The 22,934-nt window shown below is 65.3% G+C and carries 14 protein-coding genes; 7 read left to right on the top strand and 7 right to left on the bottom strand.

The annotated features are described in order from the left end of the window. Positions 1-80: 80 nt before the first annotated feature. From LR393_RS24585 to LR393_RS24575, 3 genes are all read right to left on the bottom strand, one after another. On the bottom strand, positions 81-539 hold the full coding sequence (locus LR393_RS24585; protein WP_231487069.1) for a hypothetical protein: 459 nt from the start codon (positions 537-539) through the stop codon (positions 81-83). A 43-nt stretch (positions 540-582) separates the two neighbouring features. Then, positions 583-1,899 (bottom strand): HNH endonuclease, encoded by a 1,317-nt coding sequence (locus LR393_RS24580; protein WP_231487068.1) that lies wholly within the window; start codon positions 1,897-1,899, stop codon positions 583-585. A gap of 135 nt (positions 1,900-2,034) precedes the next feature. Continuing rightward, the gene (locus LR393_RS24575; RefSeq protein ID WP_231487067.1) at positions 2,035-3,255 is read right to left on the bottom strand and encodes a Fic family protein; all 1,221 of its coding nucleotides are present in this window, start codon (positions 3,253-3,255) and stop codon (positions 2,035-2,037) included. 300 nt (positions 3,256-3,555) lie between these two features. On the opposite strand from LR393_RS24575, the gene LR393_RS24570 reads away from it, so the two are divergent. Next, positions 3,556-4,101, top strand: coding sequence for a hypothetical protein (locus tag LR393_RS24570; RefSeq protein ID WP_231487066.1), 546 nt, complete (start codon positions 3,556-3,558; stop codon positions 4,099-4,101). A gap of 194 nt (positions 4,102-4,295) precedes the next feature. Here the strand turns inward: LR393_RS24570 and LR393_RS24565 are convergent, their stop codons facing one another. From LR393_RS24565 to LR393_RS24550, 4 genes are all read right to left on the bottom strand, one after another. Beyond that, positions 4,296-5,546 (bottom strand): hypothetical protein, encoded by a 1,251-nt coding sequence (locus LR393_RS24565; RefSeq protein WP_231487065.1) that lies wholly within the window; start codon positions 5,544-5,546, stop codon positions 4,296-4,298. Positions 5,547-5,655: 109 nt separating this feature from the next. After that, a complete protein-coding gene (locus tag LR393_RS24560) occupies positions 5,656-6,909 on the bottom strand; it encodes a PIN-like domain-containing protein (RefSeq protein WP_231487064.1) in 1,254 nt (417 codons plus the stop codon). Beyond that, positions 6,902-9,862: an ATP-binding protein gene (locus LR393_RS36640; protein ID WP_231487063.1), complete on the bottom strand. Its 2,961-nt coding sequence runs from the start codon at positions 9,860-9,862 to the stop codon at positions 6,902-6,904. Before LR393_RS36640 ends, LR393_RS24560 begins: the two co-directional genes overlap by 8 nt. A gap of 140 nt (positions 9,863-10,002) precedes the next feature. Further along, the gene (locus tag LR393_RS24550) at positions 10,003-10,566 is read right to left on the bottom strand and encodes a hypothetical protein (RefSeq protein WP_231487062.1); all 564 of its coding nucleotides are present in this window, start codon (positions 10,564-10,566) and stop codon (positions 10,003-10,005) included. Positions 10,567-10,871: 305 nt separating this feature from the next. On the opposite strand from LR393_RS24550, the gene LR393_RS24545 reads away from it, so the two are divergent. The 6 genes from LR393_RS24545 (at position 10,872) to LR393_RS24520 (ending at position 22,571) form a co-directional block, all read left to right on the top strand. Continuing rightward, positions 10,872-11,213, top strand: a complete 342-nt coding sequence (locus tag LR393_RS24545; protein ID WP_231487061.1) for an SAV_915 family protein — start codon at positions 10,872-10,874, stop codon at positions 11,211-11,213. Continuing rightward, positions 11,213-11,491, top strand: a complete 279-nt coding sequence (locus LR393_RS24540) for a hypothetical protein (protein WP_231487060.1) — start codon at positions 11,213-11,215, stop codon at positions 11,489-11,491. Before LR393_RS24545 ends, LR393_RS24540 begins: the two co-directional genes overlap by 1 nt. Next, positions 11,491-12,786 (top strand): WXG100 family type VII secretion target, encoded by a 1,296-nt coding sequence (locus LR393_RS24535; RefSeq protein ID WP_231487059.1) that lies wholly within the window; start codon positions 11,491-11,493, stop codon positions 12,784-12,786. Before LR393_RS24540 ends, LR393_RS24535 begins: the two co-directional genes overlap by 1 nt. After that, complete coding sequence (locus LR393_RS24530; protein ID WP_231487058.1) at positions 12,786-13,598, top strand: hypothetical protein; 813 nt, start codon at positions 12,786-12,788, stop codon at positions 13,596-13,598. The genes LR393_RS24535 and LR393_RS24530 overlap by 1 nt, the downstream gene beginning before the upstream one ends. A gap of 496 nt (positions 13,599-14,094) precedes the next feature. After that, positions 14,095-20,370: a hypothetical protein gene (locus LR393_RS24525; protein ID WP_231487057.1), complete on the top strand. Its 6,276-nt coding sequence runs from the start codon at positions 14,095-14,097 to the stop codon at positions 20,368-20,370. Beyond that, a complete protein-coding gene (locus LR393_RS24520) occupies positions 20,367-22,571 on the top strand; it encodes an MBL fold metallo-hydrolase (RefSeq protein WP_231487056.1) in 2,205 nt (734 codons plus the stop codon). The genes LR393_RS24525 and LR393_RS24520 overlap by 4 nt, the downstream gene beginning before the upstream one ends. Positions 22,572-22,934 lie beyond the last annotated feature (363 nt).

Below are 22,934 nucleotides of genomic sequence, written 5' to 3'. Positions count from 1 at the left end.
CGATCATGCTCAACCAACGGCACGAGGAGGCTTAAACTGGAGCGGGGACAGCCCGATTGCCTACTGGATTGTTGGCCGAATCAAGTGGACCGGCCAGTCTGAAAGGCGGTTCCCATCGCCACTGCTCGCGTTGATGCCCGTTGAACGAGCTCCGCCAGCTCGGCGGCCGGCTTCAGGGCTGTGGCCGATTCGAGCACGGCGAGAGAGATCTCCAGGCGGTCGTCCTCCGAGATGCCGTCGAAGGCCCGGGTGTCACCGGCCAGTCCTCGGACGACGGCTTCCACCTTCTGGGGATCGCGGTTCGGTGAGCCACGCAGGCGGCCCACCACCTGCTCCTGGAACTTCGTCCAGTCGAGTGGCTCTTCGGTGTCGACGAACAGGTGGAAGACGACAGTGCCACCCGCAGCCGCGACGGCGACCCGGAGGTCGTCCTCGGCTTCGTCTTCGGACAGACCGGCCAGGAGAGTGCCGAGCTCCTGGCGGCGCATCGGGAGGAAGGCCGAGATCAGGGCCCTGACGTTCTTTCCGTTCACTGCCATGACAGTTGCCTTTCGGGTCGTGCGGTGATGAGGATCAACCGGTCTAGGCGTGCTGGGCGTGGTGCCAGGCGAAATACTCGGCCCGAGCGGCGTTGTGGATCGTGAGCTTGCGGCCGATCAGTTGATCCTGCGCGAGGAGATGGGGCTCCGCCGTTTTCCCCAGGCGGACCGTTCCGTCCCCGTCAACGGTGATGTAGCCGCGTTCGTACAGGGCGTCGCAGCCAAGAAGGCAGGCCGGCATGGCAATGTTCGGGATGTCGATGCGTTCCGATTCGGTGCACCGGGCGCGGGGTTTGATGTGCGAGGCCACGAGAAGGTCTTCGGGGAGGAGTCGCCCGCAGAGAGCGCACTCGGCCTGCGCACCGGGGCGGCCGGTTCCGATACCGAGGGCTCCTCGGAGGAAACTCTGCTCCCGGCGGATGCTTTGCAGGGTCAGGCTGTCGGTAGGGCCCAGGAATTCGTGTGCTCGGGTCACGTAGGCCGAAGGTTGGGGGCCGAGGGGGCCCTCGAGCTCCGAGGCGATGTTGACCACTGCGAAGCCGAGCTTCCGGAGTGGAGCGGCCACATTGACGAGATCGCCACGCCAATGGCCGTCGGCCGGGAGTCCGGTGCGGTGGCGAGCGCCCAGCAGGATCGCCATCGCGTCCGCCTCGCAGTCGCGGTCGATGATGGCGTACCGGGCTGCCTCGTTGGCCTCGTACTTCTGCAGGAAGGCCTGTTTGCCGAGGTCCCGCCACTCGTCGAGGGCATCCTGCACCGCGGCCCGGTCCAGTCCGACGGCAATCCCCGCCCGCCGGCGTCGCCCGGGTTGCTCGGCCTGCCTCGGGGCCTGAGCGTTGCCCAGGTCGATGCCCACGCCGGCGATGACCCAGGATGTCTGCTCGGGTGTCAGCAGCTGAGTTCGCTGGAAGGAGTACTGCGGGCTGAAGTGCAGGAATGCGGCGAGCTGCGGGTAGCTGACGTCAGCGATCGGCTGGAGCTCGGTGATGCTGTACACGTTCGTCCAGCTGGGCTCGTCCTGCCAGAGAGCGCTGGCCAGGCGTTCGTTCCTCGTCTTGAACCCGAGCGTGCCGATGTACCGCAGCCTGCTCTGCCCGGTGAAGAGGACGAGGTCGCCGGTCGTGAGCTGGTCGATGTCCCGGTCGAAGCGTGGTTTGGCTCCCCAGAACCGGGCGAGACCGTCGTGATGGTGTCTGTCCAGGTCCTGGCGTTCGCGGGCGCTCAGATGTACTGCTACAGCAGGATCTTTGAACGAGATGGGCGAGTCCATCGTGTTGTGCCAGCGTCCCTTGACCGCGGCTCCGTAGGAGGGAGCAATCAGCAGGCGCGGCTGTTTCCTGGGTACGAAGGGGTCGACCACTCCGGGAGTTTAGTCCCAATGATCACATGCTTCTCGGGGGCCGCCCGGCGAGTGGAATTCGGTTAACGGCAGGCGCGAAGAAGAAGCGCCTGCTTCCTGAAGGCAGCGGGTCTGGTGTATCTGCGTCCAGACCAGTCACGGCCCCAGTCGTTGATCGCGGACCAACACGTCCAGGACGGCTGGCGCGGCGAAGCGACGTGTGGTTCCCGGCGGCGTGGCAAGAGGCGTCAGGATGCCGAGATCGACGAGTTGTCCGACGAGTTGGTTGGCCCGTGCGTACGACAGTTCCAGGTCGCGTTCCACTGCACGAATGGTGAATGACGTGTTGGCCAGGGTGTAGTCGATCAGTAGGTGTGCGCTGTCCGCCCGCAGCGGGGAGGCGCGGACCACCTCACGCATCGAGTCCTGCACCGCGACCAGATCGCTCATCTGCCGATGGGTGCCCTTCGCCGAGGCTTCCAGGCCGGTCGCGAAGAACTGCACGTAGTGGTCCCAATCTCCGCTGCGGCTCACCGCCAGGAGCCGGTCGTAGTACTCGGTACGCCGAGTCTCGAACCAGGGGGAGACCGTCAGCGTGGGTTCGAGCAGGACGCCCTGGGCCAGAAGATGCGCGACGATGAGAAGGCGACCGATGCGCCCGTTGCCGTCGTGGAAGGGGTGGAGGGTCTCGAACTGGTAGTGCGCCATGGCTGCCGCGACGACAGGGTCTATCTGATTCGGCACCACCGGACTGGTCATCCAGTCGAGGAGATCCTGCAGGCTGGCCCGCAGATCCAACCCGGGTGGCGCCGGAACGAACCGGGCGGCGCGGATCGGTAGATCTCGTGGGCCGGCGTCGAGTCGGCTGCCCACGACGACCTGGTGATCGCGGATGGCGCCCGAGGAAGCCGTTTCACCGGATGTACCGGCGACCAGCAGCGATTGAAGGTTTTCCAGCATTCCGACGCCGAGTTGTCGGCCCTCTTCCAGCCAGGCGAACGCCGTGTTACCCATCGACACGTAGTTCAGCACCTCACGGAGATCCGAACTGGGGGGCCGGTCCTGGTCTGCCGTGAGCACGTCGGCCAGTGGCGCGTAGGTGCCCTCGAGGGCGGACGTACTCTGCGCTTCTGCTTGAAGGGCTGGTCGACGGAACAGGCGGGGGTTGGGTAATTGGCGTGCTGTGCTGTCGAGCGCGGCGAGTGCGGCCCGGGCGTTGGCGACGGCTCGATACGTCAGCCCGCTGAGGTCGGGCGATTCGAAGGGCAGCGGGTGCGGCACGAAGGCGACATGCGACCACGGGCCGGTATGCGGATCAGTCCCGGTGATAGGTACAAGATCCCCGGGGGAAGTGGCGGTGAAGGCGGAGCGGTCCACCGTGTCAGTCTATAGGGACTTCCATCAAATGTTCTTGGGAACTGGTAGTTGGCAAACATGCGACCCAGGGGCGTGCTGGTTTAGTGACATAACCCTGAGCTACATGTTGGTCAAAGGGGCAATCACTGACATGCAGCCCCTCTACCTGCGGTGGAAAGGCGTGACGAGGCCCTCCCAGCCCACTAGTTGCTCTACGGGTAGTATCAACAATGTTACTAAAGGTGGGCACTAAGACCGGAGCAGGCGCTTGGAGCGGACTTCACCTCCCGGTTGGCCCCACCCCCACGTTCACTCAAGAAGGTGGCCATCGCGCTCGCCAGCACGCTGTTCGCCCTCCTTGGACGGGCGCTGGCCATCATGCTCGCCGTCGGCGGTGAGATCGAAGCGTCGCTGCCTGTCGCCTTCACTGCGTTGTTCTTCAGCCTCACCGCAGGCCTGGTGGTCAGCAGGATGCGTCACCCGGGTACCGAAACCGGGCGGCCGGCGATCGGCAGGACGCCGCGTGGGGAGGAGAGGCGAGCCTTCTCTTACTCGCGGCGGCGGTACGCCTGGAATCTTTCCTTCGTGGCGCTGATCGCGGCGGGGCTCGCGGGCTACACGGTTGCCGGCTTCTGGACCGGCGGGGCCGGCGGATTGGTCCGGGCCGTGGTGTGCGGCGTGCTGGCTCTGGGATGTGCGTGGATCGTCGTGTCCGCGGCCAGGAAGGATCCCGGGGGCGTCGTGGTGACGGTGTCGGGCATCTATCACCACACGCCTGCCCTTGAGCAGTACGTGCCCTGGGAAGCCGTGCGTGAGGTGGTACCGGAAGTGCTTCCGGACACGTGGATCGGGTGCCGTTCGAGATGATGCCGGGGTCAGCGAACGGACTCGGGGTGGGCTTTCCAGGAAAGGGAGCTGGAGGGCGGCCGTATCTGATGCTGGAGGCCAGCTGGCTGGGCGGCAACGCGCTCCCGGCCTACCAGTGCCTCCGGTATTACTTTGAAAACCCAGGCGAAAGAATTGATCTCGCCACCAAGAAGTGAACCCGGAGGCCTTCGTGATCAGCCTTGCGGCTTGTCCTCGTCCTTGCGGCGTCCCCGCCACGAAATCCCACTGGAGAGCTTGCCGGCCACCGCGCTCGCACGGTTAAAGGTCTCGTTGCCCAAGGTCCGGGCCACATCCACCCCTTGCGCTCCCACACCCAGAGCCTTGTCCTTCACCTCGGTGGCCGCGTCCGTCCAGGCTCTGGCCTGCGCTTCCTGGTCGCTGGACTCGATGCTGAGCCTTCTGCGGAAGTCGTGCAGGCCGCCCGCCACGTGGTTGCTCGACTTGACCACGGCGGGGGCCTCGAACGGGTTCAGCAGCACGTTCGCGTTGGCGGTCTCCACCGCTGCACGCATCCGGGCCAGCAAGCGTTCGGTGCTGCGCGAGATGTGCTCCAGCCGGTTCTGCCGGGCCGCTTTCAGGCCAAGGCGATGTCCGTCCAGCTCGTCGGGGGACTGGTCCATCACCCGGTCGAGTTCGAGCACGGCGATGGCGTCTTGCAGCTGGAAGCTGCGGGCCAGGACGGCGAGCCATTCCCGGACCACGGACTCGGCTTCCTTGGTGACGGCGGCGATCTCGCTGATATAGGTCTTCGATTCCATAGTGTCGGCGAGTGCGTCGAGCTGGAGCAGCGCGTAGGCCTGGGTCTCGGCGACCGTGGTCGGTGCGGTCTGCACTTTCGACCACATGATGTCGTCGACCCGGCCTCTCTGCTCGCGGATGGTCATGGTCTCGTCGATGACGAGGCCCGATCCGATCATGCGGGCGAGCACGGAGTCTTTCTGGGCCCGGAGGACGTCGTCGACCTTCTGGTCGATCGCGGCCAGATAGTCGGTGATCTCGTCCATGCTCTGCTTCATAGCGAGCTGGGCCATCATCCCGGCGGCACCGGCGAGGATTGCTGGGTTGGCAACCAGAGCCTGGGGCGAGATGGGGCCGTGCGCGAACTCGACGAACCCCTTGATCTGGCCCTTCGGCCCCCTCAGCACGCCGGTGTCGAGTCCTGACGTAGCGCTCCTTCTGAGCCCGAGTTCCTTGATCCGCTCGGCGGACTTGGGACTCAACTGAACCCAACGGCCGGTGCTGGCCGCGATCTCCGAACCAGTCTGGGCAGCAATAGATCCGGTGCGCAGAACTGACGTGAGCCGGGGCAGTCCGAGCTCCTTCGACGGCAGACCCTCCGACGCGAGAAAAAGCTCCACGTCCGCGGCCTCGCCGATGACTGCCAGCCCGTCACCGTCACTGATCAGCTGGATCTCGTGGTCCATCGTCCGCTCCTGAAAACTTTCGGTGTTCTCGGGTTGTCCTGGCCGGCGAGCACATGCAGATCCTTGCATTCGTCGGCAGCTTTGACCGCGACATGAGCCACACGGTCGTCTACGCGCCCTCTTCGCCAGCCAGCACGTCCACCATTTCCGGCGGAATCAGGAAGGCCTTTGCAATTCCCTCCTTGTCGAACTCCGGCCGCAGGCAGGGCTGGACCTCACGCGGCAGCACCCCGGAGTTCTTCAGGTACGAGGTGATCCGCGAGCACGGACGGGTGAATCCCCTCAGCATGCGATCACTGTCGAAGTTACAGATCTCGAAAATCTCTTCGCGGCTGACGCTCCCGCCGTTGGCCGCCGCCTGGCGGATGACGTCGGCCTGCGGATAGCCCTCGTCGTCCAGTTGCTCGATCAAGGCCGTTACCGCAGCCTCGGGCCAGACCTCCTGAGCCGTCTCCTGGCTGACGCGCGCGGCATCTACGACGGACGAGTGTCGCACCGGCGCCTTCAGCACTGATCCGCGGTTGAGGAACTGGACGGGACGCAGCATGAAGAAGCGGTGGCCACAGAGCTGGTCGAATTCCCGGACCAGTTCGGGACGCGGCCCCAGGAACTGGTTGCGGTGCTTCCACCACCAGTCGTCCTTCTCGTCGCCGGTGACCAGAATCAGGTCCAGGCCGCGGCGCTTGGCCTCGGCCATGGACTGCGACCAGACCAGATAGTCCCCGGCCGGGCCTTCCTCAAGATCTGATTCCTCTTTGGCGATGTCACGGAAGCCCGGCGGTATCTTGTTCTTGGATCGCGCTTTTCCCTCGGCGATCGCCTTCTGCCACGCCCCCGCATCGGGTATCGGACCCACTTTGCCGACCAGAAGCGTCTCCAGCCGCTGGAGGACGGGGTCGGTCACCGACGGATTGACGGCTTGCGGGGGAGCGTGCATCAGGACGGTCTTCGCCACCTCGTCATGCGCTGAAGCCAGCACCTTGCGCAGCCGGACGGCCTCGTCCGGATCGACGGCAATGGATTTAACCCACTGGTTGATCGCATCGGCGCCTGCACGCTGCTGCTTCTCGAGGGTGGCGATCACCGCGTCGGTGGCCGATCCGCGACCGGTGAGCACGCTCAGTCGCCCGCGCCAGAACTCACGCATGACCTGCGGTGGGATCCACAGCCGGTCGCCCAGGCTCCCCAGCACCCCCAGAAGGTCGTCGCAGGTGCCTTCGGCGTAGCGGTAGAGGTTGAGCAGCAGGTTGGTGTCCACCACGACCAGCGCCTTCGTCAGGGCCTGGTCGATCTCGCTCCGGTCGATGATGCGGTAGCCCGGATAGTCGCGGTACATGTCCACGTTCACGGCGGTGTCACTCATCGGCGTCCCTTCCCGCCCGGGCCCGGTCGAGCACCTCTTCGGGACTGAGTGGTCCGCCGTCGTGGCTCAGCATCATCGGGGCGTGGATCTTGACGAAGGGTTTACCTCCGACCCCGACGTAGAACTGCCCGATGCCCAGCGTGCCGATGTCGCTCGCGTCGCCGCCCGACTGCCGGGCGATCTCGCGGGCGGTCTGAATCTGCGCGGGGGCATTGAGTCGTCCGTAGAACTGGGTGGACGCGTTGCCCGGAATCCGGTTGTGCAGTCCCCGGGGCGCCTGGGTCGCGAAGATCAGACCCAGTCCGTACTTTCGCGCCTGTGAGGCGAGGGCGAGGGTGCTGTGGGTGGACGGGGTCAGAGCACCGGAGGGGGCGATGGTCTGGGCCTCGTCCATCACCAGCAGTCCACCCAGCGGCACGTCGCGGGCCGGATGCTTCTTGAACCAGCCGAACAGCGCCATCTGCAACTGACTGATGAAGTGCTGCCGCTGTTCGTCACCTTCCAGCCCGATCATGCTGATGACGGAGATCCGGGCGCGCTTTCCGTCGGCCGGGGTGAGGAGCTGGGCCGGGTCGACGGGCGTGCCGACGCCCCCGAACAACGGGTCATTGACCATGTTCGCCCGCATCGTCTGGGCCATCTCGGCGGCGATCTTCGGAGCCTGAGCCAGATCACTGGCCTGCTCGGGTAGTTCGGCCAGCAGATCGGCCAGACTTTGCAGGGGCCCGCCACCGCTGCGGGCGAAGAACTCGATCGACTGTTTCAGCACGGCTCTTTGGATCTCGGCCCGGCGGGTGGGCCCGGCGGCGCGAACCCGACCCGACAAAGCGTTCACAGCCATCTGGACGGCCTGCTGAAACTCGTCCGCATCGTTGAGCAGCTCAGAGAAGTCCGGTAGGGGCTGGAAGGTCAGCGGCCGGCCACTGGTGCGCAGCGGCGTCCACACCACTACCTCGCAGGTCTCGTGAAACTCCCGGGCTCGCTCCGCGTCTCCCGTTTGCCATTCCGGGGGTGGAGAAGTCGTGGGGTCACCGAGTCGGGCCAGGTCGTAGTTGGGATCCAGAACAATGGACGAGACACCCCGCAGAGCGCACTCCTCGATAATACGGCGCAGCAGCACGGTTTTACCCGATCCACTACCGGCGAAGACCGCAATGTGCCGACGCAGGGACTCCAGATCCAAGACCAACTGGCCTGATACGTCCAAACGCCGACCGACCGGGACTCCGGCAACGATCTCAGGTTCCGGCTCTTCCGGTACAGGATCCGGCGCCGTCAGAAAAGATTCCGATAGCACCTTCCTGAAAAGCGGCATCTGGCTGGCCGGCCGTCGGCTCACAATCCAGGCTCGCAGCAACGCGTCCCGCTCGGTGAGCATGGCCTGCAGCGCGTGGAGCCCGCGGACGTCTTCGTCCTCGAATTCCGTGATGGTGCCACCAGCGGCCTTGAACGCCGTGGTCTCGCTCCGCGTCTTGGTTCCGGTTGACCAGCGAGTGTTCCGCACGATGATCAGGTTGCGGGTCTCGTCACCCGGCTGGAAACCGGAAACAGAAATGGCCGAGCGCAGTTTGGTCAGCGCCGAATAAGCGTGCGTGGTATTGATGACACGGAAGGAATAGTGACTTTCGGACTCGGTCTTCTCGTGAAAAGTGAAGCGCAGCCGCGCGTGCAGCGACGGCTTCTTGCCCGGCTTCGGATCCAGCGTGAAGGCTGACGCCCGATCACCCTGCTCCAGAACCCAGGTCTGCAGACCCGCAGCCAGCCAGTTCGGGCCCACCACATCGTCCGCCTGCTGGTCGTCCGCCTGACTGAGATCTGCTTGCGCCTTCAGCTCGTCGAAGCGCTGATCGAGGCGTTTGAGCTCGATCTCGCGTTCATCGGTGACAATGGGGGACGTTTGTGAGCCACCATCGTCCAAATGCGTCAGTTCCAGGAGTTTTTCGGTATCCAGGCAGTACTGGACGTGCGCATCGATGCGCTGCAGCAGAGCGCGGGGCGTGTAGTTGACGGCCTCAGCCAGGGCTTCAGGTGTGATCGGCCAGGTGGGGTAGGGCGGGGTGAAGCCGACCTCGCGGTACTTGGCGGTGAATCGCTTGGCCACGAATTCGGTGGCGATCTCCGTGCGGTTGATGCCCTGGAGGGTTTGAGGATTACGGAACCGGTCGCGGGCCGAGCTGATGCTGCGTGTCTTGAGCAACGTCCAGGTGTTGGGCTGGCAGGCCAGAACGGTCAGTGTGCGCCGCGTCAGGTCGCGCAGCATCATGACCCCCTGGGCGACGTGCTGGACGGCCTCGTCCCGTCCTGCGTCCTCCGTGTCGGCGGCCACGGACGCCGGCGATGCGGAGGCATGGGCGATCAGCGGATCGATCTGGTCCATCGCCAGCACGCTGTGCCCAGTCACGGCCACCAGACGAAAAATGTCCTGGGCGATCAGCTCGATCGGGCGGGCCCCGCGAATGCCCCACTGGCGCAGCTCTTCGGGATCCTGGTCGGGGGAGGCGACGAGCCAGTTGCGGGCGACCGACTGAACCGACTCGTCCAGTGCTCCATACATCATCAGAGCCCTTGCCGTATCGGCAATCTCGGGCCCGAGACCGGAACCGCGCCGACCTAGTCCGGCGACAAAATTGTCCAGCGTTGCTCGGTCGACCTGCTCGTTCGCAGCACGCTTGGCTCTTCGAGAGGTCCCGCCGATGAGGTCGAGCCGGGTCAGCAGGATGTCGATCTGGTGTGCACGGCCCGGCGTCGGCCGCCACAGTCCGTCCAGCACCCCTTCCATTACGTTGGTCCAGAACGCATCGCCGCGTGTCAGCCCGACCAGGAAGAAGTAGCCGTCGTCGCGCTGGACCTCGTTACGCAGCCAGGCGATGAGGTGCGTCTTGCCCGACCCCTTGTTGCCCTCGATGACCAGCCCCAGCGGGCTCGGCCCGTCGCTCTTCTGCGCGTCTTCCACACCGGCCTGCAGTCGCCGGGCGGTCGCGTGGTTCAGATCGGTGACGTGCTCACGGGGCGGGTGCCAGATGTCGTCCAGCGTCATCGTCCACTCGAAGCGCAGGGACGACAGCGCGGCGAATTCCTCGCCCGTCAGCTTCCTCACGAGGTGGCCAGCCGGATGAGGTGATGGTCTTCGCCCCCTATCCGGACCGCGGCGGCGCGGTCGGCGGCACTGAGCCGGCGTTCGTCGGCGTCGGCCATGATGACCAGATCCTTCTGCTGATACGCCGCGCTGAGGGCAGCGTCCAGCTCCTTGCGGGGCACGTCGGACAGGTGCAAACGAAGCTGGGACAGCGCAACCCATTCGCCCGGAGCCTCGGCGAGTTCGGTCACGGCCTTCCGCAGGCGAATGCCAAGATCCTTGGCCGGGGGAGTGAAGATGGCGTCGGCGCTCTGGTTCGTCCGGTCCAGGAACTCGCTGAAGCGGCTGAGGATCAGGTACATGCCCCGGGTGCCGGTGTCGGCCCGGGGTGGGTAGGGCTGTGAGAACTCCTTCTTGGCCCAGTCCCAGCCATCTTCTGTGAGTTCGTGCCGCAGCTCCCGCCCGACCTTGGGGCTGTTCACCAGACCCGCGTCGTTCAGTCGGTGCCGGGCGTCGCCGGTCAGATCCAGCCCGCACCGTGCTTTCAGCTCCCGGTTGCTGACATCGGTGGCGACCGCCATCAGTGACAGAAGAACAACACGGTCTCTGGGGGTCAGGTGCGGATCCGGACGCGGCATCAGGCTCTCCATGGCTCACCGACGAAATAGGGCGTTGGGCACGTTATGTGCTGGCGCCGGCGGGGTGGGGGAGACGGCCGATGGGTGCGGTTTGCGTTCAGTGTCGGGGTGGGGTGGTGGACTTGACGGGTGGAGCGGTCGCCATCGAGTGATGCCGGTGGACATCCTCGATGCGCCAGTTCGTAACTCTGCGCATTAAGGCGAGTAATTCTCTACCGGGTGTCCTGGGGCGGTTCTAGAGTCTTGGCATGGTGGACAAAACTCTGGGTGAGGAACTGGATGCCGACCGGCTGCTGCGCGGAATGACGCATCCCGGTGAAGTGTTTCCGCCCGTGGTTTACGTGCCGTGCGAACGACCTCAGACCGATGGCGAGTTGACTCTGGACCTGAGGGAGACCAAGGACGGGCGGCTCGCACTGCTGGTCTACTCCGCGATGGACCGGCTGGTTGCCCTCTGTGGTCCCGAGCAGCCCTGGACGGTGATGTTGGCTGTCGACCTGGAAAAGGCCCGTCTGGCGACCAGTTTCGAGTTGATTCTGTTGGACATCAGTATTCCCCAGGAGCTGCGCCGTACCGGGAGCGATCTTTGATGGCCGGCCAGATGAAGGCTGATCTCTCAGTCCTGGATGCGATGAGGGACAGCCTGGGTAAGGCCGCGGGCGAACTCGACGAGGTGGGTAGTTCGGCCCCGGCCGCCCCGGACGCGGGCGCTGTCACGTCCATCATGGGCGCTGCACTGGCGTTCCTGACGGATAACACCGGCGATCTCGTGGTGGGGATGAGAGGTACGGGCGAAGCGGTTGCCGCCGCCCGACAGGGTTACGCGGCCTCGGACGGGGCCGCAGCCGACGCTTACCAGGGACACTGATGGCAATTGACACCCTGGTGAAGGGGAACCCCGTCAGCATCCGCGGCTCGGCGGCCTGGCTTGGTAATTCGCTGTCTCCGGCGATCGAACAGTCCGTCACCGATCTGTTCAAGATCCGTGACGAGGCGGAGGCAGGCTGGTCGGGCGACGCGGGCTCTGCCTTCCACGCCACTGTGGACGCGGGCGGTCGGAACGCACTCGATCTGGCCCGCGAGGTGGAGAGAATATCGGAGGCGTTCAAGAGCTATGCCGATGACCTGGACAGTGCGCAGAGAGGTATGGAGCGCGCCCGTCAGATTGCCGGAGACGGCGGACTGGCGCTGGTGGATGACGCCATCCTTGATCCGGGTCAAGGCCCAGCCCGCCCGGCCGAGCAACTGCCGGCGGGTGCGACCACTGTCGAGGCGCAGGTCTATGAGGCCGAGGTCGCCTTCTACAACGACCACCAGGCCAAGCTCGCTGCTTACGCTGAGGCACAGGAGCACGCAGACTCGGCTCGTGACCTGGAAAAATTTGCTCAGGACACGCTCGGCAACGTGCTCGGTGATCTGAAGAGCAAGCCGGCACTGGTTGCGGCTGGGGCATTTAACGATGCGGTCATCGGCGGCCTGGCCGAGAAGCATGTCAGCATCCTCAAGGCCCAGTCCGCAGCGTTGAGGAAGGAGAGCGCTCTGGCGGCGGAGCGCTACCTGAAGGCCCCAGGTGGTAGCGCAGAGGCAAAGGCGCTGAACAAGCTGGCGCTGTCCAATTACCTTGAGGCCAGTGAGTGGGAGCTCAAGGCGATGAAGTCCGGCAGCAAGATCGGTGCCCGGCTTCCGATCATCGGCCTGGGCATCACTGCCGCTGACATCGGCTACGACATCCACACCGGCAAACCGGTCGGCAAGGCCGTGATCAGTGGGGTTGGCGGGGCACTGGCCGCTGCGGGGGCGGGGGCCGCGATCGGCTCAATCGTCCCGGGCGCCGGCACACTGGTCGGTGCAGGCGCCGGTCTCCTTGTCGGGCTTGTCGTCAGCGGCGGGCTCGATGCCGGGTACGACAGACTCCCGCAAGGAACGAAAGACGCCATCGAGGATGGGTTCGCGGCAGTCGGGCACGGTCTTACCGACGCAGGCGGAGCTGTCGTGGACGCCGGTGGGTGGGTCGGAGACAGGGCTTCTGACCTGGGTGACAGCGCTGCCGAAACAGTCTCCGGGGCCGGTCAGGCAATCGCCTCAGCGGGTTCTGCAGCAAGTCATGCGGTGGGGGAAACGGTCAGCGACAGCGCAAGTAAGGTTTGGAAGTCGATTTTCTGATGAGCAACACCGGCGGATACAGCGCGGTCCCGGGCGAACAGGAAGACCCGCCGGCCGACTGGCCAAAGCCTCACCGGTCGATCGGGAGGATCGGTTCGGTGGTCCTCTTTGCCCTCCTGGCAATTCTTTTCGCTATTCTCACGGTGGACGAGGTCTTGCACGGAACGTTGTGGCAGGTGCTGGTCTGGGCCGGCGGGATGCTGCTACTCGTCCATCTGACCGGGCTCACTGTGAGCTTGATGCACCGTCCTCGCCAAGCCAGTGGGCCACCGTCGCGAGGAACAAATGATCAAGGCGAGGAAGGCCTGGCATTTCCGTATTCGCGCTGGGCCTACTACTGGCTTTCGGTCGTGCTGGGGGCCTGCGCTATCGGCTGCTTCGGCTACGCGGTGGCAGCGGTCCGGCAGGTCAGCGTTGCCGGAGTGGTGATGTCTCTGGTGTTCGCCAGTTTCGGCCTATACCTGCTCTGGTTTCTGGTGACCATGCTGCGCACCGCGCCGGGTGTCGTGGTAATCACTTCCGCCGGCATCTATCACCGGTCGCTGACGTTCGAGCACTTCGTGCCGTGGGAGTCGGTGACCGAAGTTGCGGCCCGGAATCATCAGACGCCGTGGATCACAGTGAAAGCTTTTCCGTTGGAGGGGACTCGGACCAAAAACAACGCTGGTCGGTTCTCCAAGGGTGCGGAGGGCCTGCCCTTCATGATTATTCGTGCGTATTGGCTGGGGGCTAACGCCGTTCCTGCCTATCTGGCTGTCCGCCAATACTTCTACAGCCCCGAGCAGCGAGCGGAGCTGGCGGGGCAGAAATGACGGCGCGGTCGTCATTGTCGATCAGGTTCTGGATGTCAACGATTACTGGAGTAGCAGAGCTTGAAGTCAGCACGATTACTGACGCTACTTCAGGTCTTGCAGCCCACAGGAACGCTCGATGCTGTGAGTGGACGGGACGCAAGTGTAATAGAATGTGGAGGTGATCAGTAGCAGGAAAGCGCAGTCAGGCAAGTAGGACGCGCCTATCGGTGACAAAGGAATAATGTTCGGAAAAGCCTGCCAATAGATGGATTTAGCTGACCGCGTACCGGCGGCCTTCCGACAGGGCTCCGTGCCTCACCGATGCAGCGGCGTGCCCTTCCCTATGCGGTCGGAACGCGCATCCGTCTCGACCATGGGCGAGCTGCTTCATATGAGGAGAGTGGGAAGGTCTTGCGGGCGATGCCACGGTGGGTTTAGTCGTGCTTGGCGCTAGTATCTTCCCCTCGCGCGGCGTGTGTTGCCGGCTTAGGGCAATACGGGAAAGGAAAACCTGGTGCCTGAAGGCGAAAGTCTGGCCGGTGACTCCGCATCGGAGGTTTCCGGCGAACCCGAGCTACCGACCGGGGACCGTCCTCACCGGATCCCGGCCAGGTATGCTTTGGCGCTGGCGGCTGTCCGGCCGATGAAGTCCTTCGCCAAAAGACTGTCGCTGAAGGAACTGACCGCTGAGATCCAACGCCTCGACGAGCGCAGCCTGGGGCAGCTGACCCGCTCCCTTCAGCGTAGCTCGAGCGCGCCGGCCGCTGCCATTGCACAGGCGTTGCGGCCCAAACTGGCCAGTTCCGGCGAGATCGAGAGTTCACGGTTCGTCCTGAACGCATTGGACGCGTCGGTGTTGGCCTTGCATCAATCGTTGTCACTGACGTCTGACCAGCTCAGTTCTCTCTTCCGTGGAGAGCCCACAGACCTGCATTTCCTGGCCACGCACCCGTTGCGCGAGACGTTCGTGACTGGCCCAGCCGAGTTCGGCGGCTCGTCACAGGTCAGGGCGGCGGCCTGGACCGCACTGGTGCTGACCCGATCGGTCGGGTCGCTTACCGCGCTGGCCTGGCTGGTCGCTGACCCGCCGGAGTTCTGGTCGGAAGCTCAGCGCGACGTGCTCGCGAGGCAGTGGTCCGAACTACGCGAGGAGAAGTCTGATCTGCCCGAACATCCCGTTTCGCTGGACGAACTCTGCGAGCGGGTGATTGGTCTGGAGCGCAGTGGTCAGCTCGCCGAGCGGCAATCCCAGGAGACCGAGGAGGCCCAGGGCATCGAGGAGGCAGCCGATATGGACCTCGCATCGCACCTTTCTCTGCCTGATCTCTCCGATCGGCTGACCGATCTCACTGGGCGATACGCCGACGCCGGACCTCGGGCGCTGAGCCAGTTGTCGGACGATCTCGCGCATGGCCGCGTGTTGTCACCACAGTCGATCGGCACATTGAGTTCTCTCGGCGAGGAGTTGGCGCTTCTGCTGAGGGCTGTCGCATCGGTGGCTGGGCCGGACGAGGTAGGTAGCCTGGAGCAGGCCGAGGTGGCGTTGCAGAACCTCTCGGCCGCGAACGCCACGGTCGAACTCCTGAGCCGGATCTCGCGTCTGGTGCTCCTGGAGGCGCCGGCCTACGCGGATGACGCCGCGCAGGAGATCCGTGACTTGGCGCAGGAAGCCGACGAGGGTTCTGGGCCCGTCCTTCTCGGGGCGTTGGATGCACTGGTCCAAGCCATTGAGATCGGATCGACCGATCCCGAGCGAACTTTCCGTCTCAGTGGGGCCACTCACGACCGCTCGCTGCCGTCGGCCTTCTCGATGCTGATGGGTCTTGCCGGAAATGACGGGCTGTCCCTGCCCAACGGGCAGCCGGAGCCGGCGGGCGCTCCAGCTCCAGGAGAAGACCTGGAATCTGACCCGAACACGGAAATTGCGGACGACGTCGAGGACGGCAACGAGATCGTCACCCCGCTGATCGAGAAGGTTGAAAGCAGCCTTCTGCCCGAAAGTAGCCCTGTGGCGGAGCCCGCAGTTGCACCGACGGTGGAAGAGTTGGTCGCCCAACTCGGATTGGTCGTGGGGGAGAGCCACGCAGGCGACGAAAATGCCCGCGTTCAGGAGAACGACAGCAGCAGGGAGACCCCACTCGGCGAGAGCCCGTCGGTCTCCCGAACTGATCGCGTCGAAGCTGCTGTTTCCGCAACTGTCAGGACCGGATTCGCCGAGCCCAAGGCTGAGCGCACCCCACTCGTCCGTTCTGAAAACGCCCGTTTCGAAACTGAGAACACCGCGCCGCCCGTCAGCGCGGAGGTCATCGCCTTGCACGTTGCGCTGCTCACCGAGCGTCGCTTTTCGCTGGCTGCCTGGCTCAGCCATTGCACGGGCGAGAGCCCGGTGGAAGCCGTTGTTTACGGGCTGGCCGCGCACGCCCAGGCGATGCGCAGTGCGACCGGACCGAACGCGGCGGCCTTCAAGGATCTGGTCGACGAGTTGCTCGGGAGACCCGATCTCGACCAACTCAAGGATCTTCCGCAGATGCAGGCCCTGCTCTACGCTGCGTCGGTTCGGGCGGGACTGATCTCGCCCACCGCCGGTGCCACGGAACCGCTGCGTGACCTGTGTCCCAGCATCAGTAAGCGCTCTGACGAGTCGAGCTCGCTGACCGAGGCCCTGCTGAACTACTTGTACAGCGGCGCCTACCTCACCGACAACACGTCGAACGCGGTCGCCGAGGTCGCCGACCGGGAGTCGGAGTATCAGTCGCTCATCGACTCCGCCCGATCCCAGTTGGAGAATGCGCCGAACCGCACCATCCGGTGGGCGGCTGCGACCGAGCTGTACAAGGCATGGATGGATCCCGCCGGTTTTCTCGGCGAGCCTCTGACGATGGTGGCCAGCGGATCGCACCAGGCCGACGACCTACGGTTCATTCGGGCCCGGGTGGCCGAGTTGCAGTCGCGCAGTGGTGTTGCCTCGGCGATCGACCGGGACTTTCCTCAATTGGTCAAGCGGGGCCGTAACCGGCGGATCGAGGCTCGGGCCCGCGAGAAGCTGATCGAGTGGGTCGGGGACGCCCGGGTGCTGATGGCTCGCTGGGTTGAACTGGCGGAGTCGCTGGCCAAGTCGACGAAGGGCAGCTGGATGTCGGTCCAGGCCACCGAGCTACGGGAGAAGGTGGTCGGGCTCAGGTTCCAGGCCCTGGAGGCCGTTTCCGATCTCCTGGCCGACAAGCCCGGTGGACCGGTCCTGCTCGATCTGATGAACGAGTCCCTCGATCTGCTCGACACCGGGGTTACTGCACAGGGCAATCGTGAGCTGGCGCCGGATCAGGTCAGGAACGGCGCCCTGGTGCTCGCGGCCGATCTGCCGTTTCGGCTGGCGCCGGCGCTGGAGCCAGCCGAGCCGGTCACAGTTGGTCACGTCGCTGCTGCCGCAGCCGCCCTGCGCTCGGAGACCGGCGGTTGGGCGGGTTCTTTCGAGCAACGCAGTCGGCGCAACGATCACCTCGGAACGCAGGTCCTGATTGAGCTTCTGCGAGACCTGGACCCGCAGCAGTCCCGCCGGCTGGCCACGGTGCGGGACCGGGACGTCACCACGGCCATCGGCCAACTGGACGAGCAGGTTGCCGAGCTGACCGGCGAGCTGGATGCCGACCGGCGGTTCGGTCGGCTGAATGAGCATGACTGGGCCGATCTATCCAGTCGGACAAGAGGTTTCGAGTTACTCTCCCGCGGGCAGCGGCACGACTTCGATCAGATGTTCTTCCAGATCGACCGGATCCGTGAGGATCGGGAGAAGCGCACCACCACGCTCGCCGAGGGCCTGTGGAAGCATCTGGCCGCCCTCCAGGAGGATGACCAGCTGACCGACGAACAGGCGGTCCGGATCTCCCAGACGATCGCCGACGGCGACATCACCACCGCCGAGGAGTACTTCGAGACAATCCGCAATCATGGTGACCTGCCGGTGGCGACCGCGCGGATCGACCATCTCGCTCGCTTCTTCCCGGCCTTCCCCACCATGGCTGGGTCGTGGCCGCGGGATCGGCCCCCGGTGCTTGAAAGCCTCCGGCGAACCATCGATTCCGGACGCAACCCCGAGCAGGGACCGCTGACGGAGGTGCTCGAGGGCGCCAAGATGGACGTGTCCGAGATCGTGCGTCGTTCGGCCGCCGTCAGCCGGCTGGAGCAGTGGGCGAATCTCTCGTCCGCGCGATCGTTCGAGCGCCTGGCCCCGCTGAAGTCCGTGCTCGAGCAGATCGGCTTCATCTTCTCCGACCAGAACACCCCGCGAGGTCGTTCGGGTCAAAAGCCCGGAGCCAGTCACTGGATGCATCTGATCGGCGTGCGCAGTACTGAGGGGGAAGCACTGATCCCGGCCTTCGGCTCGAAGATCAGTCCTGCCGGTGACACACTGCGGGTGCTCCAGGTGTGGAAGTCGCCGACGCCGGGTCAGCTGATCCAGTTGCTGCGCCCGGAGCCTGCTGAGCACGCGGTTCTGGTGCTCTATTTCGGTGTGCTGAGCCCCGAACAGCGGCGTGAGCTGGCCGGTCTGATGCGTTCACATTCCCGGCTCCCGGCCACGATCGTGGTCGACGAGGCGGCCTTCGCCTACCTGGCTGCGCAGCCGACACCGCGGCTGGACACCACGATGGAGATCCTCCTGCCGTTCACGATGTCGGAACCGTTCACCCCGGATGTGGCCGGCGGCGTCGCCGTCGAGATGTTCTACGGTCGTGAGAAAGAGCTGGGCGACGTCATGAGTATGGACGGCCCCTGCTTCGTCTACGGCGGTCGGCAACTGGGCAAATCCGCGTTGCTGCGGGCGGCAGCCCGTGAGTTCGAGGACGACCACCATCGCAGGGCCGCCTATCTGTCGATCTACCAGATCGGGCAGGGCGCGATCGGGGCGGACCGGATCTGGCCCACTCTGTGGCCGCAACTGGTGGCCAAGGCCATCGTGCAGGGCGAGCAGCCCGGCGGCGACGTGGCGCACGCGGTGATCGACGGCATCACCCGCTGGATCCAGGCCGAACCTGGCCGTCAGCTGCTGTTGCTGCTCGACGAGTCCGACCTGTTCCTGGATGCCGACGCGAAGGGGCGGTTCACGCATGTGGACGCGTTCCGCAGGCTGATGGACAACACGGAACGAGCCGTCAAGGTTGTGTTCGCCGGCCTGCACCAGACCGCCCGGTTCGAGCGGCTGGCCAACCACCCCCTGGCACACTTCGGCAGCCCTGTCTGCGTTGGGCCGCTCAACTCGCAGAAGGCCTTCGACTTGCTCACTCAGCCGCTGGGTGCGCTGGGCTACCGGTTCGCGAACGACAACGTGGCGGCCCGGGTGCTGGCCCTGACCAATAACCAGCCTTCGCTGATCCAGCTCTTCGGTGCCCGGATGCTGACCCACCTGCAGCGGCGCCCGGTGTCGCTCAGGCTGCCCCAGTTGGTCACCGCTGACGACGTGGAGGAGATCTGGTCGGACCGAGTCCTTCGGGAGGCCATTCGCAAGCGCTTCGACTGGACACTGAACCTCGACCACCGGTACAAGACGATCGCCTATGCGGTGGCGTTCCACGCCTATGACGAGGGTATCGGTTCCGCACTCTCGGCCACTGAACTGCGCAGCGACTGCGAGCAGTGGTGGCCGCAGGGCTTCGCCTCCGAGGACGTGCTGACCGGTGAGTTCCGCGCCCTGCTGGACGAATGTGTCGACTTAGGAGTCCTTTCCACATCGGCCACCGGGCAGTACCGGCTGCGTACCCCGAACATCCTGACGCTACTGGGCACCGGCGAAGAAGTGAGCTCCGTGCTCGATAACGCCGCGTCCTTCCCGCTGCCGGACAGCTTCGACGGAACGTTGCTGCGACCTCGGTACGCCGACACCCTCACCCGAGGACCGCTGACATCTGCGCAGATCGCCGACCTCCTGCGGCCCCGCAACCAAGTGCGGCTGATCATCGGCTCGGAGGCGCTGACCCTGGAACGCTGCGTCCGGGTGCTGCGGGACGAGAACGACAACGCGGTCTACGGCGATCGGATCAAGCTGCGGGACGACGTGAGCACCTCGGCGCTGGTGGCCACCAGCTCTGCGGCTAGCATGTGGGCCGCAGGGCGCCACGCACTGATCATGTGCGACCTGCGCGAGACGACTCCGGCTGCGGCCGAAGAGGTATGGACGAGTGCGCGGGAGGCGATCCGGGAGCGGTCAGGCGGCACGCTGGGCATCATTCTGATCGCCGGGCCGCAGCAGGCACCTCTGTGGTCGAAAGCGATGCGGGAGTCCGATGCCTCGTCGTCGGTGACCTCGCTGCACCGCTATGAGAACACCGGACTTCGGCTGTGGCTGAACGAGACCTCGCTGCCCTTCCAGGACGATGCGTCGCGTGACGAATTGCTCAGCGTCACGGGTGGCTGGCCGATGCTGCTCAATCGGGTTGCCGAGTCGGCGACCTCGGGCCCCGATCCGCTGAGCGACCTGCGTGACTGGCTTGCCGTGCCGGCCAACGGGCAACGCTTCCGGCAGTCCTTGGGGGTCGAGGCGGACGTGGTGGTCGCCGCCTCGTGGAATGTGCTCCTCGGTGTTCTTGGCCCGAATGACGCTGCTGATCAAGGGACTCTCGTGGAGATCCTCGAGGAAATGGTCCGGGATCCCGACGGTCATGCTCTTTCCGTATCGTCGTACCAAGCGGCCGGTTACCCGGACCTGGCATCGCTGATCGATGTGTTCCGGGCCCTTGGAGTACTGGTGGCGAACGGTGACGGGCAGCTGCGGCTGGACCAGATCGCCGCTCAGAGATGACCTCCACCCCGGGTCAGGTGCTGACTGACATCATCGCGGCGGTGGCCGACATCGTCCTGAACACGGAGGCCAACCGTGACCGTCGGGTCGACCGGAAAGCCTTCGTCCAGGAAAACCGACGTAACCTGCTGCGCCTGGTGGCCGGAAGCCACGACGTGCGGGTTTCCCTGGCTACCAGGTTCGGCGCGGTAGCGACGGCTCACCGCTTGCTCGAGGAGCTGCTCGACGCGGACGCCGCGACGTCGGATCGGGCCGCAGGCATTCTGGGTGAGGATCGTTCTGCGCTCCTGCCCCGTCATCAGGCAACTTCCCCCACCCCATCAGGTGAAGCGTCCTCTGCTGATCGCGGCGACGCGGCGACGGAGAAAACCATCGTGCGCCTGCGTCGTGACAACGCGCTGATGCGGGCCAAGCGCGACGAGGCTAACGGCCGGCTGGACAATGCCCGCAAGGAGATCGCCGACTGGCGACGTCGGCACACCTCGTTGGCCCAGGATCTCGACGAGGCTACAACCGAATCAGAAGGACTCAGAACAGAACTTGTGGCCGAGCGGGAACGCTGGCAGACGTTGCACAACGATCCCAGCCGGGCGGCCGAGACTCTGGTGGGTGCTCTGCGATCGGCGGTGGGCCCCGCACCGGAGACCGATCTGCGCGAGCAGGATCGCATGGCCACCGTCACTGAGGAGCTGGTGACCGCCGATCACCCGAAGGTCACCGAAAACCTTCCGGAACCGGTTCTTCTCGCCCTTAAGGCGGCGGGAATCGGGATCTCCGAGTTCCTTGGGATCGTGGAGGCGATCGCGAGCCCTCCGGTCACCGCGCCGCTCCTCCTGGATACCCATGAACGGGAGGTCACGGTCACTCCGCTCGGCGGTGGAACCGAGATCGGCGGTTCCTGCATCCTGGTCGAGGCCGGTCAGGCCAGGCTGCTCGTGGACTGCGGCAGCCGCCCTGGGCAACCACTGTCACGATGCGCGCCGCCCCACCTCGAGGCTGCCCTCCACGAACACCTCGATGCCGTCGTCATTACTCACGCGCACAACGATCATGCCGGCTACGTCCCCGCACTGGTTGCCCAGTACCCGCACCTGAGGATCCTGTGCACCGCCGAGACCGCTGCGCTCCTGCCGACGATGTGGAACGACTCGGTCAAGGTCTTCGAGCGCACGATCACCGACGCCCTGCGCCGGGGCGACGCTGATGCCCTCAACGAGGTCGCCCCTTACCGGTCGGCGCAGGTCAAGGCCGCAGTTCAGCGCTTGGAAGTGACACCCGTCGGACGGGTCGTGGAAATCACCGACGGGGTGAGCGCGGAACTCTTCCCGGCCGGCCACATCCTCGGCGCGGCCGGGGTGGTCGTCACCGCAGGGCCCTCCCGGGTCACCATAACCGGCGACGTCTCGCACCCGTCCCAGGATCAGGCATCGGTTGGCGGGATCAGCATTCCCGCGTCCGCCCGCGGCTGCGACCTGCTGCTGATCGAGTCCACCTACTGCCGCCCGGGCGGTCGCCCTCGAACCCTCGAGGTCGAGCGCTTCCTCGCCACCGTCTACGACACGGTCAACGGGGACGGACGGGTGCTGGTCCCAGCGTTCGCGCTCGGACGCGCCCAGGAGGTGGTCCTTACCCTACGCACCGCGTTCCCGGGGATGCCGATCCTGGTCGACGGTCTGGCCCGCTCGGTGTCACGGATCTACGAACAGCAGACCGTAGGACGCGACAATCCCCTGACCATCTTCGGCGACGGCGTCCAGGAAGTTGCCCCCCGCGAGCGTCGCGAGCTGAATGCGTCTATGCGCCGCGGTGTCATCGTCGCCACCTCCGGCATGATGGCTCCCGGTTCACCGGCCGCGACCTGGGCGGAGTGGATTCTGCCCGACCCCCGCTCAGCCCTGCTGATCTCCGGGTACCAGGACGCTGAGTCGGCTGGCGCTGAACTGATCAGGCTGGCCGAGCAGAACTCGGCCACTTTCGACCTGGGTGGGCAGCGCATCGACGTGCGCGCCAACGTGGCTAAGTTTGCTTTGTCGGCGCACGCCGACCGCAAGGGCCTGGGCCAGATCGTCACGGAGGTCGGCCCCCGGCAGACCATGCTGGTGCACGGGCTGCGTTCCAGCCAGCGGGAGTTCGCTGATCACCTGCGCCTCAGAAGCTTCCAGGTGGTGCCGACCGGCCGGGCGCAGATCAGGAGCCGGTGAGCGCCGGGACAGCGGAGGACCTCTACCCGACGTTGTGGCGGTGACGAAAGACCTCACTGATTAAGGACGTTTGACCCACTGCGCGGAGCTGGCCACCTCGGCGCCGGTCACGGGGGCCGTACGACGCGGGCCGAGCACCCTGCGCCGGTGCGGGCGAGCTTGCTCCCAGATGTCGACGTTGGTGTTCGAGATAGCCAGCGCTACCTTACTTTTGCTGGTCAGCGCCTTGGCTCAGGAGTTGTCGACCTCGGTGCGGGAAGCGCTGGTGCGCAGCTTCCAGGTGAAGTGCATGTTTTTTCAGGGTGTCCTCGCTCGACTTGGCGATGAAATCAGAGGTGGCCAGGCGGGCCCAGGCCTTCCAAC

The sequence above is a fragment of the Kineosporia mesophila genome (genome assembly GCF_021129235.1).
Taxonomy (GTDB): Bacteria; Actinomycetota; Actinomycetes; order Actinomycetales; family Kineosporiaceae; genus Kineosporia; species Kineosporia mesophila.
Note: the sequence above shows the minus strand (reverse complement) of the source record. Positions and strands in the feature narration are given on the sequence as shown.